This window comes from Mesorhizobium sp. WSM4836 (assembly GCF_055811815.1).
The window spans coordinates 17,658-34,636 of sequence record NZ_JBVVQF010000012.1 but is presented as its reverse complement, the minus strand read 5'-3'; the positions used below and the strand labels follow the sequence as shown (position 1 = coordinate 34,636).

Sequence of the window (16,979 nt, the reverse complement as noted above, 5' to 3'; positions counted from 1 at the left end):
CCTCGAACGAACATGGGCGAGTTGTCGAGCTTTTTCGGCAAGGAGGTGTCGCGCGACTTGATCGGCGTGCTGCGCGCGCAGGACCTTACCGCCTCGGGAGCGTGCAGCCCGCAGCCAGGCGCGCCACACACCTATGTCACGACGAAGACGTTCCTGTCGCAGTTCGGGCTCGACACGCTGCGCCAGCTGCCGGATCTCGAGGCGCTCGAGGACGCAGGGCTGCTGTCGAAGGAGACACTGCTGGCCGAGGATATACCGACCGGTCTTGGCCGGGGGGAGGGCGACAGCGAAGAGGGCGAGCCAACGACAGGCGTCGTTGAGGATGAGGCGCCCTGGACTGATCGAAAAACGGGTTGCTTACGATAGCTAACAACTCAGGGCCACGATGACTGATCGTGCGGCAGCCGGTGATCGGGATCATGGACCGCGACCTTGTCGCCTTCGAGAAGGTTGGCTGAAAAGATCACCAAGTTGGTGCCGCCGGCATGGCGCAGCGACGGAAACAGGATACCGCGAAGCCCGGTCGTAATGACCACGTCTGCAAGCTTCCAGGATGGAGGTATATTTCTGTCAATGCGAGCGATCTGGCGCCAGGCACAATCCCATTCCTTCCAGACACTATCCCAGGCATTTGGATCGAACCCCTGCGAAAGATCGGCGATCTCGGAAAGCGTGATCTTGTAGGCGGCAAGGGTGGCGGGCGGGGTGATGCTAGCGCCCTGCTTGTATTCCTCCAACGCCGTCTGAGGCGCGCGGGACAGGTAAAGCGCCTCGACGCCGGCTCGATTAAAGCGCCCGCCGTCGATCGCTGCTCCTGCGCCACTCGTGGGTAGGAAAGCCCATTTGGGTGTCAGATAGCGATGGAAGATCTCGTCTGGACCGAGTCGGGTGATCTTCACCCACGCGCTCCATTCTCGAGATCCCGGATAAAGGCCAGAACCGCCTCGACCTGGCCGTCCGCGACGAGTTCGGCAGCCGTACGATGGCCATAGTCGGCAATCGGTTCATTGCGGTACCAAAAGATCGCCTTCTTGACGTCGTCGGTGAGTTCCGTTGCGGCCGAAATCACCTTCACCATCTCACGCATCCGACCCTGCAGTCGCTCCGATGATGGGTTACGGAGCGTGTTGCGATGGACGCCGGTCAACTGCGCCAGGTTGGCCACCTTCACGCCCAGCGCCTGCGACAGGCGCTTCGGCGAGATATAAGGCGTTCGCGGCTCCTGCAGGCTGTCGACAAAACCTGAGATCACTTTCGAACGTGCGAACTGCGCGTGGGCCATGACAAATCTCCGACCTCTCCCATAGGCACAATATATGCACATTTCTAGGCATAGCAAGTGAACAGAGCCTGGCAGTGCACTGCTCGTCCTTCCCCATGGCCGCGCCGGATGTCGCAGGCGCGTCTGGAGCGGTCGACCCGAACTATGCGCAAGAAAGGCATATTTTTCACAGCTAATGTTCCAGCGCTGCAGGGAGACAACCGCCGATGAAGAGCCAGGAAATACTGGCCAACAACACCGGTCTCGGCCCGGTTCATCTGCGCGTGGTCGACATTCCAGCCGCCTTGTCGGTCTGGAGTGACGTGGTCGGCCTCTCGACGCTGACGAAGGACGGCCGGATCGCCGAACTCGGCGTCGACGGCAAGACCCTTATCGTGTTGCACGCCGGAGCAACAACCCTCCTGCCGTCAAAGTCCCGCGATCTGGTTCATGTCGCCATTCATGTCACGACACGCAAGGAATTGGCCCGGGTCGCCCCCGGCTGCGTGCCTCCGGCCTGAGGCACAGCGCCCAGGATCATTTGATCCGGAATCCCTTTATGTTTCTGACCCTTCAGGCAACGGCATCGAGATCTGCTTCGATACGGCCGGGCGCCTCGCCTCCACGGAAGAGATGGCTGGCGGCGGTGTTTCGCTTGTCGCCAAGGACGGAACAAGGAATTCCGGGCTGGAACCTCTGGATATCGATCGATTGCTGCAGGAGCTCGACCCGGGGGACCGTGTCAGAGTTCCGCTGGCGGCGGACACCTTCATCGGTCACATTCATATGCGCGCGCGGTCGCCCGAAATGCTGATGGCGTTCTACGTCGGCGTGGTTGGCTTCAAGCCACATATCCAGTCTGCAATGTTTGGCCTGTTCGACTGCGGCACCGAGGAACGTCCGCACATGGTGGCATTCAACATCTGGGCTCTCGACGAGCTGAAGCAGCCACCACTTGGCGCGGCAGGTCTGGAGCATTTTACCGTCGTGCTTCCCAGCCGGGAACACCTCGGGGCTGTCGCGCGACGTCTCGGCGAGGCGCACGTGCCTCGCTGCAAACGAACAGGGCGGTGGACCTCTCCGACCCTGAGGGAAACCGCCTGCGGATGGTGCTCGCAAGCGACTGATCTGACGGCAGCAGACATGAACCGGGGGACTGTGATGATGAGGGTAATCGGAACGGGCTTTGGCCGGACAGGAACGGATTCGATGCGCGAGGCGCTGACGATCCTTGGTTTCGGCCTCTGTCACCACATGCTCGAAGTCATGGCCAATGAAGACCAGAAGCGGCTTTGGCGTGCGCTGGCGAGGGCGCGGCACCAGACTGGAACCAGCTGTTTGCGGGCTACGCGTCCTGCATGGACTGGCCTTCGGCGCACTATCGGCGTGATCTGATTGAATTCTATCCGGACGCCCGGGTCATCTTGACATACCGATCGCCGGAAAGCTGGTGGCAAAGCTTCGAGAAAACGATCCTAGCAGGCATCAGCCAGAGCAAGGATCAGGAGTCGCTAGGCCTTACTTCCTGATCTCCAGGCAGGTCTTCGGCGGCCGGCCGCACGATCGCGCCAATGCAATCGCCGTCTACGAAGCCAATGTAAGGGCGGTCATTGCGACAGTGCCGCCGGGTCGGCTGCTCGTCCACGATCTGGGAGATGGATGGACGCGGCTCTGTCGGCATCTCCGTGTGCCAGTACCGGACCAGTCCTATCCCAATCGCAACAACACCAAGGACTTTCAGTCGGCCTTTGGACAGAACTAGTCTGACCCTATGCGATGGGCCAAGTCACGACGATGCTCGCGACGACGGTCAGAACCCGAGTTGTGGGAGCGTCATTTTTCGCCCACAGGCGACCGCCGTCCCATCAATTTTCAACGACGGCCTCGACCGGCAGCCGGTTCGACCGCTTGATCTGCGCAAGCGCGAAGCTGGACTCGATCGAGGAGACGCCATCGAGCCGCGTCAGCTTTTCCTTCAGGAAGCGCTCATAGGCGTGCAGGTCGCGCACCACCACACGCAGCAGATAGTCGCGCTGGCCAGTCATCAGATAGCAATCGACCACCTCCGGCCAGCGCGCGATTGCCGCATTGAACCGCTTCAGCTCGTTCTCGCGCTGGCGCTCGAGCTTGATTGAGGCAAACACCGAGATCGGCAGATCGACCATGTCCTGGTCGATCAGCGCGGCATAGCCGGTGATCACCCCCATATCCTCCATCAGGCGGACCCGGCGGGCGCAGGGCGAGGCCGAAAGGCCGACCCGCTCGGCAAGCTGCTGCGCCGTCATCCTGCCGTCGACCTGCAGCGCGGCAATGATCTTTCGGTCGATATCGTCCAGTCGGCGTTTTGGCATGGAACTTTACTCCATTGGTCGATATTGCCGAAACCAGCTAACGCAGCTGCCAATCTCATTCAAGTTTAGCGACAATTGGTTTCTGCTCAGCCCTATGATTGCGACGATCGCAACCGGGAGTCTTGCAGCATGGACAAACAAAAACTGGAGGCACTTTCGGCGCTGGAGAAAAAGGTGCTCTGGCTGTCGACATGGATGATCCATAACGCCAATCACCTACGCGAAAACACGGACGGCTTGAAGGTTGGCGGACACCAGGCGTCCTCGGCCTCGCTTGTGACGATCATGACCGCGCTTTATTTCTCTGTGCTGAGGCCGGACGACCGCATCGCGGTGAAGCCGCATGCCTCGCCGGTGTTTCACGCCATCCAGTATCTTCTGGGCAATCAGACGAGGGAGAAGCTCGAAGCGTTTCGCGCCTTCGGTGGCGCGCAAAGCTACCCGTCGCGGACCAAAGATGTCGACGACGTCGATTTCTCCACCGGCTCCGTAGGTCTCGGCGTCGCGCAGACGCTGTTTGCCTCCCTTGTGCAGGATTATCTTGGCGCTCGTGACCAAAACATGTCCGAGGGCCGCATGGTGGCGCTGCTCGGCGATGCCGAGATGGACGAAGGCAACATCTTCGAGGCGCTGCTGGAAGGCTGGAAACACGGCGTGCGCAATTGCTGGTGGATCGTTGACTACAACCGCCAGAGCCTCGATGCCGTTGTGCGCGAAAGCCTTTGGGAACGCTTCGAAAGCGTCTTCAGGAATTTCGGCTGGGATGTGGTCATCCTGAAATATGGTTCGCTGCTCGGGGCCGCCTTCGACGAACCGGGCGGTGAGGCGCTGAAGGCCTGGATCGACGGCTGCCCGAACCAGCTTTATTCGGCGCTGACCTTTCAAGGCGGCGGCGCCTGGCGCAAGCGGCTGCTTGCCGACATCGGCGAAAAGCCGGGTCTGAAATCGCTTGTCGAGCGGCGGTCCGATGCCGAACTCGCCGCGCTGATGACAAATCTCGGCGGCCACGACCTGCAGTGCCTGATCGAAGCTTTCGAGAGGGCGCGCGGCAATGACCAGCCGACCTGCTTCATCGCCTATAGCATCAAGGGTTTCGGCCTGCCGCTGGCCGGCCACAAAGACAATCACGCGGGGTTGATGACCAGGGATCAGATGGCAGTCTTTCGCGGCTCGATGTCGATTAGTGAGGGGCGGGAGTGGGATGCGTTCGAGGGCTTGGATATCGGCAAGCTTGATCTCAGACGTTTCCTCGATGCGGTACCTTTTGCCGCGAAAGGCCGACGCCGCCGGCACGCCCAACGCATCCTCGTCCCCGATCGCCTCGGCCCGGAAGCCAAGGGCAGCATTTCCACCCAGGTCGGATTCGGCAGGATCCTGGACGAGATTGCACGGGCGGGCGGGCCGCTTGCTGACGCTATCGTCACGACATCGCCCGATGTCACCGTTTCAACCAATCTCGGACCCTGGGTCAACCGGCGCGGCCTTTTTGCGCGTCGCTCGCTCGCCGATACGTTCCGCAGTGAACGCATAGCGTCGGCGCAGAAGTGGGAATTCGGCCCATCCGGCCAGCACATCGAGCTCGGCATTGCCGAGAACAATCTGTTCATCCTGCTGTCGGCCCTCGGGCTGTCGCATTCGGTCTTCGGCAAACGGCTGTTGCCGATCGGCACGCTCTACGATCCGTTCATCCAGCGCGGCCTCGATGCGCTCAACTATGCCTGCTACCAGGATGCGCGCTTTCTCCTTGCTGCCACCCCGTCGGGCGTCACGCTGGCGCCGGAGGGTGGCGCGCACCAGTCGATCGCCACCCAGTTGATCGGCATGGCGCAGGACGGGCTTGCGGCTTACGAGCCGGCATTCGTCGATGAGTTGAGCGTCATCATGCGTTTTGCACTGGATTACATGCAGCGCGACGGCGACGCCGTGCAGTCGGAGCGCACCTGGCTGCGCGACGAGACCGGCGGCTCGGTTTATCTGCGGCTCTCGACGCGCCCGGTTGAGCAGATCATTCGTACCATGACGCAGGACGTCGAGCAGGACGTTGTCGACGGCGGCTATTGGTTGCGACATCCGGGTCCGAATGCCGAAGTCATCGTCGCCTATACAGGCGCCGTCGCGCCGGAAGCCATCGAGGCGGTCGGCATGATGGCCGAGGATCGTCGCGACGTCGGTCTTTTGGCAGTGACTTCGGCCGATCGGTTGAACGCAGGCTGGACGGCGGCAAGCCGCGCACGCGAACGCGGGCTTGTTCATGCCAGAAGCCATGTCGAACGGCTATTCGCCGACCTTCCAGCCCATTGTGCCATCGTCACCGTCGCCGACGGCCACCCGGCCGCGCTCGGCTGGCTGGGCTCGGTGTACGGCCATCGCACGCGTAGTCTCGGCGTCGAGCACTTTGGCCAGTCGGGGACAATCGGTGATCTTTACCGGCACTTCGGAATCGACGCCAATTCCATAGCGACAGCCGGGGAACGGATTGCTGGTGGGCGCCCCATCCGCTATCTGCGCGCGCTGGATTGACCGATGACATCCACGGCTGCTGCAGACCGGAAGGCGAATATTGTGCCTAAGATGCGGCCTCGCTTAGTTGGCTGTGCGCGCCATGCCGGCTCCAGGCCGCTTCGTCTCCAGTAGGGTGCCGCGACTGCAAAACTGTTCAGGCCGCGACTTCGAGCTGTTCGATCTCAGCAATCTCGGCCTGCTTCGCTCTGCCTTGGACGGCGAGGTCATAGCTGGCCTGCATGTTCATCCAGAACTGCGGCGTGGTGCCGAAGAACTTGGCCAGGCGCAGAGCGGTATCCGGAGTGACCGGGGTCGCCTCGTGCGTCAAGCGCTCAATGCGGGTGCGCGGTACATGCAGCTTCTTCGCCAGCGTATAGGGCTTCAGGCCAAGTGGTGCGAGATATTCCTCGCGAAGGATTTCTCCCGGATGGATCGGGGTGTCGAGGTTCAACATTGTTAAGCTCCTGGCAGTGAGCGATAGGTTGGTTTGCTTAGGTTGTTTGCCAAGGGCATCGACAGTCGCGATATCCTTAGTGATAGTCGGTGATTTCTACATCCTCTGCCGCCCCATCTACCCACCGAAAGCAGACACGGAATTGATCATTGATGCGGATTGAATGCTGACCGGCACGATTGCCTTTCAGCGCCTCAAGCCTGTTTCCTGGCGGCGTCTTAAGGTCCGCCAATCAGCAGCGTTGTCGATCATGAACAGCTTCCGCTGAGCGGGACGGACGAGGTCCGACGGGAAACCTTTCGGTGCCTTGCCTCCCGAACAGCCTCGCTGGTTCTATCTTTGAACGAACGTATCAACTGCCATCTCCAGCTAAAGCATCATCGCATGATACGTTCAGACCAGTCAATAGTAACGTATCACGAGACGAGACGAATCTTCTCATTGCCAATAGACTCCCATCTAAGGCAGGAAATCGATCTTGATGCGCAGCTGATCGAGGACATCTTCGGGAATGGTGACATTGACGCGCACGACTTTCGCCGCTTCGGCTTTCAAGGGAACCAGGATGGCGACACCGCTCAGATTGTCTTTGTCAGACATTACGTTCTCGAGGGACGACGGCTCGGGAATGGCCTCGCCGTCCTTGGCCAACCCCTCGACACGAAAGGCCAGTGCTTCCTCGGCCATGGCGCCGGCATTATCCAGGCTGACGCCAGCTGTCAGCAGGCGCGGAAAATCGGGAAAGGAGACGCCGAAGTCGCTGTCCGCTTGCTTGTGGATCAGTCCGATGTAGTTGCGCATTTCTCTACCTCAGCTTCACGCCGGATTTGTTTTTCGATACTTTTGAGAGTGCCGATCGGGATGTCTCGCCTGGGATGCGGAACTGTCACCCGGCCCGACTTAGCATTGTCTTGAACTGGGCGTGACTTCCTTTTCGAGCGCCGGGTCCGTGGTGGCGGCGCCACCGGCGGGCAACCTTTGCACGGACAGTGGCCAACGGGGATATCGGATCCGCCCCGCCCACGGCCAAAAGTTAAGTTGACGTCCAAAGGCAATCGCAACCTCGCTGGACCAAGGACTGGACCAAGCCTGAAAGCCTCGATCGCGTTTTCGCCTCCTATGTGGACTGGAACGGCAGCGGGGTGAGAGCTTGCGCGTTCCACCTCTCGGTCGCTTTGAACAGGACACTTGGAAAGACACGGAAAATCGGTCAGCGATCGGACGTCGAGTTTAGCTGAGGGTAGCTACGCGCTCCCGTCCGTCTCGCTTTCCTCGTCGATCGCCCGAACCGGCAAATAGGCATTGGTTTCCAGCCATTCTCGCAAAATGATCTGAATAAGGTCTGGCCTGCCGATTTTCATCTCTGCTGCTACGGAATCGAGTGCATCTGCGGTCGCGGGCTCCAGCGGCACGCCACCGACGTTTCGGAGCATCAAAGCAGCGCGACGCAGGAGGATCTGCAAATCCGCGCGAGACATGTCGGCTATGCGCTCAGCTGCGCTTTCGAGATCTTCAGCAACAGATCGGCGTGTCATTGGTATCACTCGGTGCATGGCATCCGGCCTTTGCCCTGCTGCTCGGTTGGATAGTGATTGGCCAAGGCCGCGGCTTTCATCGGGTCTAAGGCAATAAGGACACAACAAGTTTCGGCGCTTTTTGGAGAGAGAGGATGGCTGGCCTTCAGTATGCTCGTCGTTCTTCATTTGCCGTTGCCGGGCCGGTGCGTTGGGCTCCATCCGATGGCCAGAGCTCCAGGGTCGCTTCGACTGATTGGACTAATTGCAGCAGTGCCGACTATAGGCACCATGGCCGGCTCGTCATCTTGCATTTTCCTCCCAGTCTTTAGCTCAGCGATTTCCTCGTCACGCCTGGCAATGCGGCTTTCCAGATTGGCGAGCCGCTCGGTCAACAAATAGCGGCCGACCGCAAATCCGCCTCCTCCGAAAAGAACCGCAAAACTGGCAAAGACGGCCGGGTTGGCCAGCATCAGCGCGGAGTTGGCTTCCAAAAAGCTGATAAGATCCTGCATGGTCAACTCGACCCCATCGTGCTGCTAATAAGCGAGCTATCGTCACCGTCTGGCTCGGCTGCCCCGGTTGGCATATTTGCCGCGAATCGTCCGGGTTCATTCACCTCGAAGATCCTGAGTCACTCGCCGTCATCACCATACCGGTCGGGCGGCATGGCGGCCGTTGCGACGTCCATGGCTCATCCCAAGATTGGCAGCGTGTCGTCGTACCCGAACGCTATCAGTCCAGGGTGCCGGTGAGCGAGAGCCAGAATTTGAGTCTCAAGCTAGGCAGTTATACGCCATGAGCGCCTTAACGGTCTCAAGGGGGCTGTCGTATCGAGCGATGAGCTTGACCGCCTCAGAATGAAGTTCAGCTTTGGCTTCAGCGTCTAGGCGAATAATGCCCATTGTCGTTCCTCCTAATGTTTGCCCGACGCGGAGCCGAGAGTTCGTCAAGACGGTCTTGGAGGCGGCCATTGACGATCATTTCCTTGAGCCCCTTCACCGCGTCGCCCTTGTGCTGGGCGATGAATTTGTCGGCGATCGCCTGCAGCGCAGCCTCCCGGCGGCTGTCCAGTCTCACAATGGTGTCCATGGCCGTTGCTCCAAAACTTCTTTGCTAAGAGAACAAAAACGGAACAAAAAGTCAATAGCGAATTGACTTGTCGAGGAATATATTCCTTTTTTGACGGCGCGTAGGGCGGGTGCTTACAGCCAAGGAGAGCCGCATGGGCAGACGAAAAAGCCGGTACGATAGACTGTTTGCTCGGGACGCTGAGGAGATCATAAGGGAGGCACTAAGCCTCCGCGACGCGGTGCTTTCTGCGCAACTCAACCTGAAAGCAAACGGCCCGTTGTTTTGGCAACTTTGTGGGCTGGTCGACAAATTGCACGAGGTGCTGGCCACTGTCGCGGAGAAGGAGCCTGACTACCGCATGCCGAACATTGGTCTTCTACCACTCCCGGAGAACTACTCCACGCGGAAATGACCACAGCGGGGCCGATGGACAGGTTGGGGCGCGCCAAGGCCAACATGCTGCTCATCGTCGAGTGTGGCTAGAAGCGCCATTCGCGTTAAGTCGAGATGCCACGAGCGGCACCTTCAGCTCGCCATATTAGTGACCTGTTACCCAGTAGAGTCCACAGGTTGCCGAGCCATGCGGTGCCTGGCGCAGGAGGCAAGCCACCAGCCAGAACGCGCCGCCTGGCTAGCCCCTTCGCCGTCGCGGCCAGCCACAACCGTCTACCGCAGGTCCAACTGCAACTGGCCGCTATAGTCCTCCGTCGTCAGGAAGAAGCCCTCATCGATCGCCTTGGCTTTGAAAGCGGGATCGGAGCCCAGGTCCTGGAATTCCGGCTTTAATGTGCCTGACGCGTCAAAATAACGATCTCGAAAGCTCGCCCGGTCAAGCCCTGCATAGTCTCCGCCCTTACCCGCGACGGTGCAGGATTTCAGTTCGGTTTGGTCGGCAGCGTCAGCCGGGAAACTCTTCCTTGCGAAATCCATGGGACCGATGCTTGGCGCTATGCTGTGGGGAAATTGTGTGACGCACCGCGCCGTCGCATCACCCGCAGCGATCGTCAGATCGAAATAGGGAGGCCTTAGGCCCTTGGTCGCGAGGTAGGCAAAGGCACGAATCCGGTTCGCTGCCCTCAAGGTATCAAGGTCTGTCGTCTCCAGAATGCTGCCATTGATGGTGAGCTTTCCAGTCCCGCCAAGTGCTGCAATTTGCTTCTGCAGCCAATCTGCGTCGCGATCGATCCAGGTCAGGAAATCGAGCGGAATCGCTTGCGGCTCCTTCAGCTGCGGGTTCATGGATTGGGCGAGGGCCCCCGCGGTGGCGAGCATCGCCAGCCCGGCCAGGGCCGCCGTAAGGAGAGGGAAGTTTCGCATGTCATGCCTCCGTCCTTCTACGTTGCCGCGAATCAGTTGTAGTGGTTGCGCGGCTTGATGCCGAGCATGTCGCGCAATTGGTTCTCTGTTATGTCGTCAGGCCGCGGCGTTCCGCCGACACCGACGGTCCGCGCTTCCTCGTCCATAGAGGTATGCGGCTTTCCATCAAGCCCGTTGTAGGTGGCTGGCCCCATGCCGGAAATCTGCCCCGCCTGGATGTGGGAAGCGTGGATCTGCTCATGGGCAAGCACGATGCCAGGGTCGGCCGGGTTTTTCGCGACCGTGCCGGTCGACTTGTCGAACTCGCTCGACGTGCGGATACGGGCGGCGGCCGGATCGTAAGATATGATCGCCCCTCCCGGTGTCGTCATCGGGTTCTTCGTGGGGTCGGCGAGATCGGTTCCCGTACGGCCGGCGACGTTCTGAATCGTCACCGTTTCTGGGCTGTCGACAATCCTTTTGGTGAGCTCGCGCCCTGTATCCATTCCAGTACCGGGCACGAAGAAGTCCTTGACGTCGAGCCAGGCGCCGTGGAGCCAGCTTTGCGAAACCTCGCCGGTCTTGCTGTCGACTCGGGCAGTCGGGTCGGTACGCTGGATATCCTCCTCAACCTGCCGCCGATAGGCGGCATCGCCGGCGACGATCTCCTTGAGACCTGTCGGGTCGATATAGGCCATCGGATTGTTGTTGGCATAAGCGAAGAGATTGCATGATGTCGGGTTGCCGGTGCAGCGCTCAGGATCGCCGACATAGAGCGGGTCGGGTGAGACGAAGCGGCCAAGGGCCGGATCGTAGTAGCGGGCACCAAAGTAGTAGAGCCCGGTATCGTCGTCGAGATATTTGCCGGTGAACCGATGGTGGGTCTTTTCGCGCGGCAACTCACCCGAAACATTCGTCAGGTGATCGGCCCAGGCGGGAGCCAGCACCTCCGGCTTGTGCTCGGTTCCGTATGCCCGATAGAGCATCTGCTCCACCGGGGTGCCGCCCGAGGCGATCACATAGTCGCTGCTCTCGATATGGTCCTTGAGGTAGTAAAACCATTTACCGGTACCGTGCTCAAGCCGCACCAATTTCGTCGAGGCAATGTTGACGTAGCTCTCCTCGCCCTTTGGGCCGACCTCGAATGTCTCCACCGGATAGAGATAGAGCTGGTCAGGCTTCGATCCGTCCGGAGTGACGACCTTCTTGTATAGGCGCCGACCGGTCTGGTCGTAGCCGTAGAAGACGTCGTTCGCTGCGGTCTGCGCTCGGATGAGCCTGCCGTTGATGTCGAAGACAGTGCCGGTAAGGTTCGGCGACGTCGCCAGCTGACCGAAGCCGTCGAAACCATATGACTTCGACGCGCTGCCGGCTGGAATGAGGCCGGTCGCGCTGGCTGCCGCGGGGACAATCCCTGCTCCGGGATCGAGCTCGTCATTGCGGGCGAAGGTGCCGGCCGGCGAATATCCGAATTCGGCGTGCTTGCCGTAGCGATCGATGCTCACGAGCTCGTTCTTGAAGTCGTAGTGAAAGCTGCCGGAGCGGTCGACGTGGGTCGCACCGCCGGCACCACTGCCCAGCGCATCGACGATCTGTGTGATCGAGCCGTTCGAATTGAACGCCATCGCCAGGTCCTGCAGCGGAACGCCTCCCGCTTGCGAGACAATATGCGTCAGGAACAGCGTCGTGGGATCGTAGGTCATCTGCGTGAAGGCGCCGAGCCGGTAGTCGACGCGCTCGATGCGTCCTTCCGGATTGTAGGTGATGTTCTCGATCACTTTCTGCGGGCCGGCGAAGTCTGGATGGGATACCGTCACGGAGCGGAGGTTCTTGTCCGGTCCAAGCGCGAATTTCGACGCGAGGCCGCGTGGGCCGATCGATGAGTCAATCCGGCCATCGAGCGTGTGATGGAAGCGATCGGCATATTTTGCGTGGTTGATGTCCACCTCGTTGGCCGTCATACGGCCATTCGCGTTGTAGGCGTAGCGTTCGACCGCGTCGAACAGGCCATTGGGATCGTGGATTATGACCTCGGTTATTTTGTCGAGCGGCAAGGCGATCGGCAGTTCGAACCCGTCCGCAGAGGCGATGTCGACGCCCCGGTCGTAGCGGTATTCAAGATGGAGGACACCATCGTCGACCTCAGTGAGCTTGCGGTTGAGGAAGTCGTACGTGGACGTCTGCACGGAAGCTTCGCCGTTCGTGCCGACGCGCGCGATCGCTGATTGCCGGCCACGCGCGTCGTAGAACGCGTACCGGTCGCCCATTCCGGGAATTGACTGGAATTCGATGTCGCCGACCGAATTGTAGACTAGCCGTCGAGGAGTGGTTTCGCCCGGCAGCCAAATCTCGCTCAAATAGCCGAAGGAATCGCGCACGAAGCGCGAGATATGCATTACGCCGTCGCCGTTGGCGGCGACGAAGCCGGTCACTCCGTTCTCGTTGCTGAGCGAGTATTCCTCGCTCCGCACTGTACCGTCGAACTGATCGGCATAGGTCGTGATTGTGTGGGTGCCCCAAGGCCCGAAGGTCATCTCGGAAAGCTTACCCGACGGATAGGACTCGCGCACCATGCGGCCTGCCGCGTCGTATGTATATGCGTTGCCGATTTCGTGATCCGGGCGCGGAACGTCGCCGAGGTCGAAGACCTTCTGCAGGTTCAGGTCCTCGACACCGCCGAAGCTCCTGACGACGAATGGCGTCCAGCGGAACACCAATTTCTCGTTGCGATTGTAGAGCGCGAAGTTGCGGACCCGCACGCCCCCCTCGGCAACGCTTTCCAGCTCGGCGATTTGGTTGCCGCGCGCATTATATGCCGCCAGTTCGGCTATGAACTCGCTCTCGCCTTCCGGCGTTTCAGCTGCGCTCTTGTAGCGGCGCTTCGATGTCAGGATCAGTGAGGGCAGGCCGCTCTCGCCGATCTTATAGCTGTAGAATTTCTCCGCACCGTCGGCTGCCGCCTCGTGCGTCCTGCGACCGAGCGCATCATAGTCGTTGGTGACGACCATGCCGAGGGGAGTCGTCATCGTCCGCACAGCTCCGGCCCGTGGTCCGTCATAGGTCATTAACGTGACCTGGTTGAGCTCGGACGCACCGCCCGCCATTTTGGTGTGGCTCAGCGGCAGGGTGCCGGTCTGCTCGTAGAGAACGGCCTCTGTCTGCCCTAGGTCGTCCGACAGAGCGGTGGTGTTGCCGAAGACGTCATAGGCCATGCTCTTGGTGAGCGTGCGGGTGGCATTGCGGAACTGCTCGAGCGACGCCGGCAAGCTGCTGAGGCCTGAAAAGACCTCGAGCGTGCGGGTGCCCATGCGACCGCCCGCGTCGGCTAGATAGGTGAAGCTTTCACGGCTGAGCAGTCGCGTTCCGGTAAGGATGCGGCGCTCGGAGGCGGCGTTGACAATGCCGAGCGCGGCAAGATCGGTCCGCGATTGCGCATACCCGGTCTGGGTGGTGCGGCTAAAGCCTTGGACGGTCAAACCCGCGGGTCCCGGGATATCGCGAACCTGCACCGTTTCCGAGGCGGGCATATTGAATTCGTCGAAATCCGTATAGGTCTGGGTTTTAACGGGATCCTTGCATTCGGGATCCGCCGGCTCCTGCTGTTCGGCCTCGCCGGCGGACGCGGTTAGAGTTTCCTTGACTTTTCTGAGGTAGGACGAGCCATCGCCGTTCGGGTGGGCTTCCCAGATCGAAGCCTCGCATTTGAGCATCATGCCGGTCGTCGGCAGCTTCTGGCTGCGCGTGGCAGTCGACAGCGAGTGCAGCGCCGCCGCCGACGGATCAAGCGTCTCGGTTGTCTCCGCGCTCGCAACGAGTGTCGCCTCGGGCTTCACTTCATAGGTCTTGCGGATCTTCAGTTTGCCGGCGAGGTTCAGGTCAGCCGCCGTTTCGGCGAAGGTGTAATATTGTTCTCGATCGAGGCTTGAACGCTGCGTGACGCGCTGGCCGGCCGCGTTCTCGTCGCCGTAAGCGACCTTCTCGACGTCCGAGAAGCCGATGAAGCGGCGATTGATCACATCGTAGAATGGGTTGTGGTAGAAATATTCGTCCGTCTGCACCTGGTCGCGAGCCTGGCCCGGTATGCCCTGCGACGTGACGAGCTGCTTGGCGACGACAACAGGGAAGTGCAAGTTGCGCGTCGGCTGGCCGTTGGCGCGGTCGCGCAGCATCTCGTCGATCGAGGTCGCATAGCGAATGTCGTGCCGCCGGCCGGAATCAAAGTCGACGACCGTGAGCAGGTTGGCCTTGACGAGCTGCATCGTGTCGGTGCGGTTGAAGTCAATGACGACGACGGGCTTCACCTCATCGCCGGACGGCTTCTGGAACACGATGATTTCGCTCTGACCGTCGCCGTCGATGTCGGCGACGCGCGAACCGAAGGTCTGCGTCGACGTGCCTAGTTGAACCCGCAGATTAAGCGTGATGCTGAGCGGATCTTTCAGGTACGTGCCGTCGCCAAAGCCGAGCCAGATGCGCATCTGGTCGGTGCGCTCGCCCATCGACGCGAAATCGATGATGCCGTCCCCATTGGCGTCGATGTACCACATCGTGGCGAGGCTATCGCCGGCCAGCATGCCGCCAATCTTCGAGAAGGTGCCGTGACCGCAGACCGGATCGCTGATCCCGGCATCGCCGAACAGCAACGCATTCGAGTCCCTCGAGAAGGCGTTGCCCTGGTTCTCGTAGAGGCAGAAGCCCTGGTCGGCTGGACGGATGACGACGAGATCGGGCAGCCGGTCGCCGTTGATGTCGACCATCCGCACATTGTTGCGGCCGAGTATCTGGCCGTCCTGGCTGTTGAATGGGAACGCCTTGGTCAGCGCGCCGAAATTGACGCTGTAACCGCCATCGGCCTGTCGCCGTGTCAGATTGAGGAATATCCGCCATTCGGTGCGGCCATCGGCGTTGAGGCGCGTCGTGACGATGTCAGACAGGCTGTCCATATTGACGTCGGCGAAGCGGCCGTTGCCGCCAGCGAATGTCGTCGGCGAGACGCCAGGCAGCGGGATCGAGCGGCCGAGATAGGGGAAAGTCCCGTCGGCCTTGCCGTCATAGACGTGCATCAACCCATCTTCGATTTCGACGATGTCGACGAAGCTGTCACCAAGGATGTCGGCAAAAGCGAAGCGGTTGTCAGTGAGCCGCGGCGCGATCTGGCGCATCAGTCCAGCCTCGGTCGGACGCGACAGGATGAGCTGGGTCGTGTCGCCGAAGGCGCTGTTCAGGTCGCCGCTGCCAAGATGCACGGTCGCGCCATCATCCTTGCTCTGCACGATGTCGACCAGCGCATCCATATTGAGGTCGGCCAACTCGAAATTCTGCGGGGGGATGTCGCCAGCGAACGCCATCTTTGGCGCTTCGAACACGACGGGGCGCGACGCAAGCTCGGCGCTCGTCCACGACGAATAGCCGAAATGGATATCCGGGAACTTCAGCGTCGATTGCGCCAGCGCCTCGCCGCCAGTGTCGCCATAGCGATAAAGCACGCGCAGCTGGTCGAGCACATTGACAGACTGTGTGTCGATGAGCGGTGTCAGGTCGGCCTGAGCCTTCGCCAGGCAGTCCGGATGCGCCCGGACGATGAACTTCGACGTGTCACTGGTATCACGGCCGACATATCCCATGCACCATTGGCCGTAGACGGTGTCCTTAAACTTGGCTGTCATCTTACCGTAGAGCCGGGCGTTCTCCTGTCTGCTGCCATTGGTGTGGCTGACGAGCGTCGATTGTGTCTCGATCAAGTCGAACTGATAGCTACTCTGGCCGCCGGCGAAGCTGGCCTTTGTGAGATAGCTGCGTCCACCGAAACGCTGGTAGTCGTAGCGGACGGCTTCGCGGTTGGCGTTGAGCTGCAAAACCAGCGGCCATTTCGTGACGTAGGGGGCGGCTATATCGAAATTGCCCTCCGCCACGGACGGATCGCCGCTGAAGATCAGCCGCATTCCGTTGGCATTGATCACCTCGAAGCCCGAGGGGATGGTATCGGTGTGCAGGCCGCCCGTCAGGTCGAGCGAAACGACGTCGAACGCGCCAGTGTGGTAGAGGATCTTGACGAAATCCTCGGCGTATTCGGGCTTGTACTCCCAGACGCCGTTGTGGTTTCCGAGAAAGACGAGTCGCGCGCCCATGTATGACAGGCGGGAGAAGAAATCGCCGCCCGGCTTGGTGCCGGGCAAGGCCGTGCCGAGATCGTCATTGACGGCGATCGCCTGGGTGTTGAACTGCCAGCCGATGCCGAGCCCGTTGCCGGTATCGCCCGCGAACTGGCTGTAGGTGAGGCTGATTTGCGGCCCGAACTGGCCGCGCGTCGGCAGGTTGGGTAGCGGCAAGGTGAAGTTCGCCGATCCCGTGTTGTTGTTAAGCGAGAAGCTGCCCTCCTCTTGCGAGACGGTGCCGCCCGCCGCGGGCAACTGCACGATTGACGTCGCTGATTTGTCTTCGGCGCGAGCCGGGGAGCCGAGTACTGCGGCGCCGGCGGTCAGGGCTGCGAGAGTGGCAAAGGTCTTTGCGAACATGGGACTACCTCT

General features: G+C 60.6%; 14 protein-coding genes and 4 pseudogenes. 6 read left to right on the top strand and 12 right to left on the bottom strand.

Annotation, left to right across the window (positions count from 1 at the left end; all coding sequences use genetic code 11):
* Positions 1-15: 15 nt before the first annotated feature.
* Positions 16-366 (top strand): annotated as a pseudogene (locus AC0L2P_RS15800) (SMC-Scp complex subunit ScpB); the annotation flags it as partial.
* A gap of 8 nt (positions 367-374) precedes the next feature.
* Here AC0L2P_RS15800 and AC0L2P_RS15795 read toward each other — a convergent pair.
* Both AC0L2P_RS15795 and AC0L2P_RS15790 read right to left on the bottom strand, forming a co-directional pair.
* Positions 375-899 (bottom strand): RES family NAD+ phosphorylase, encoded by a 525-nt coding sequence (locus AC0L2P_RS15795; protein WP_473502259.1) that lies wholly within the window; start codon positions 897-899, stop codon positions 375-377.
* Positions 896-1,282 carry a hypothetical protein gene (locus AC0L2P_RS15790; RefSeq protein ID WP_473502258.1) on the bottom strand — a complete coding sequence of 129 codons (387 nt, stop codon included), beginning with the start codon at positions 1,280-1,282 and terminating at the stop codon, positions 896-898. The genes AC0L2P_RS15795 and AC0L2P_RS15790 overlap by 4 nt, the downstream gene beginning before the upstream one ends.
* A gap of 206 nt (positions 1,283-1,488) precedes the next feature.
* Here AC0L2P_RS15790 and AC0L2P_RS15785 point away from each other — a divergent pair, with 206 nt between their 5' ends.
* The 3 genes and pseudogenes from AC0L2P_RS15785 (at position 1,489) to AC0L2P_RS15775 (ending at position 3,023) form a co-directional block, all read left to right on the top strand.
* Positions 1,489-1,782 carry a VOC family protein gene (locus tag AC0L2P_RS15785; protein ID WP_473502255.1) on the top strand — a complete coding sequence of 98 codons (294 nt, stop codon included), beginning with the start codon at positions 1,489-1,491 and terminating at the stop codon, positions 1,780-1,782.
* Positions 1,712-2,790, top strand: a pseudogene (locus AC0L2P_RS15780) (sulfotransferase). Before AC0L2P_RS15785 ends, AC0L2P_RS15780 begins: the two are co-directional and overlap by 71 nt.
* Complete coding sequence (locus AC0L2P_RS15775; protein ID WP_473502254.1) at positions 2,712-3,023, top strand: sulfotransferase; 312 nt, start codon at positions 2,712-2,714, stop codon at positions 3,021-3,023. The pseudogene AC0L2P_RS15780 and the gene AC0L2P_RS15775 overlap by 79 nt, the downstream one beginning before the upstream one ends.
* 103 nt (positions 3,024-3,126) lie before the next feature.
* On the opposite strand, the gene AC0L2P_RS15770 is transcribed toward AC0L2P_RS15775, so the two are convergent.
* Positions 3,127-3,612, bottom strand: coding sequence for an Lrp/AsnC family transcriptional regulator (locus tag AC0L2P_RS15770; RefSeq protein WP_473502253.1), 486 nt, complete (start codon positions 3,610-3,612; stop codon positions 3,127-3,129).
* 129 nt (positions 3,613-3,741) lie between these two features.
* Here AC0L2P_RS15770 and AC0L2P_RS15765 point away from each other — a divergent pair, with 129 nt between their 5' ends.
* Positions 3,742-6,132: a transketolase-like TK C-terminal-containing protein gene (locus AC0L2P_RS15765; RefSeq protein WP_473502252.1), complete on the top strand. Its 2,391-nt coding sequence runs from the start codon at positions 3,742-3,744 to the stop codon at positions 6,130-6,132.
* Between the two features lie 136 nt (positions 6,133-6,268).
* Here the strand turns inward: AC0L2P_RS15765 and AC0L2P_RS15760 are convergent, their stop codons facing one another.
* From AC0L2P_RS15760 to AC0L2P_RS15730, 7 genes and pseudogenes are all read right to left on the bottom strand, one after another.
* Positions 6,269-6,568 carry a HigA family addiction module antitoxin gene (locus AC0L2P_RS15760; RefSeq protein ID WP_473502250.1) on the bottom strand — a complete coding sequence of 100 codons (300 nt, stop codon included), beginning with the start codon at positions 6,566-6,568 and terminating at the stop codon, positions 6,269-6,271.
* A 76-nt stretch (positions 6,569-6,644) separates the two neighbouring features.
* A pseudogene (locus tag AC0L2P_RS15755) lies at positions 6,645-6,924 on the bottom strand (type II toxin-antitoxin system RelE/ParE family toxin).
* 103 nt (positions 6,925-7,027) lie between these two features.
* Complete coding sequence (locus tag AC0L2P_RS15750) at positions 7,028-7,369, bottom strand: type II toxin-antitoxin system HicB family antitoxin (protein ID WP_473502248.1); 342 nt, start codon at positions 7,367-7,369, stop codon at positions 7,028-7,030.
* Between the two features lie 4 nt (positions 7,370-7,373).
* Positions 7,374-7,508, bottom strand: a pseudogene (locus AC0L2P_RS15745) (type II toxin-antitoxin system HicA family toxin); the annotation flags it as partial.
* A 304-nt stretch (positions 7,509-7,812) separates the two neighbouring features.
* Positions 7,813-8,103 carry a hypothetical protein gene (locus tag AC0L2P_RS15740; RefSeq protein ID WP_473502387.1) on the bottom strand — a complete coding sequence of 97 codons (291 nt, stop codon included), beginning with the start codon at positions 8,101-8,103 and terminating at the stop codon, positions 7,813-7,815.
* Positions 8,104-8,267: 164 nt separating this feature from the next.
* Positions 8,268-8,597, bottom strand: a complete 330-nt coding sequence (locus tag AC0L2P_RS15735) for a hypothetical protein (protein WP_473502246.1) — start codon at positions 8,595-8,597, stop codon at positions 8,268-8,270.
* A 364-nt stretch (positions 8,598-8,961) separates the two neighbouring features.
* Positions 8,962-9,174, bottom strand: coding sequence for a hypothetical protein (locus tag AC0L2P_RS15730; RefSeq protein WP_473502245.1), 213 nt, complete (start codon positions 9,172-9,174; stop codon positions 8,962-8,964).
* 133 nt (positions 9,175-9,307) lie between these two features.
* On the opposite strand from AC0L2P_RS15730, the gene AC0L2P_RS15725 reads away from it, so the two are divergent.
* Positions 9,308-9,568 carry a hypothetical protein gene (locus AC0L2P_RS15725; protein WP_473502244.1) on the top strand — a complete coding sequence of 87 codons (261 nt, stop codon included), beginning with the start codon at positions 9,308-9,310 and terminating at the stop codon, positions 9,566-9,568.
* A gap of 254 nt (positions 9,569-9,822) precedes the next feature.
* Here AC0L2P_RS15725 and AC0L2P_RS15720 read toward each other — a convergent pair whose 3' ends face one another.
* Both AC0L2P_RS15720 and AC0L2P_RS15715 read right to left on the bottom strand, forming a co-directional pair.
* Positions 9,823-10,473 (bottom strand): hypothetical protein, encoded by a 651-nt coding sequence (locus AC0L2P_RS15720; RefSeq protein ID WP_473502243.1) that lies wholly within the window; start codon positions 10,471-10,473, stop codon positions 9,823-9,825.
* Positions 10,474-10,505: 32 nt separating this feature from the next.
* Positions 10,506-16,967 carry an RHS repeat-associated core domain-containing protein gene (locus AC0L2P_RS15715; RefSeq protein WP_473502242.1) on the bottom strand — a complete coding sequence of 2,154 codons (6,462 nt, stop codon included), beginning with the start codon at positions 16,965-16,967 and terminating at the stop codon, positions 10,506-10,508.
* Positions 16,968-16,979 lie beyond the last annotated feature (12 nt).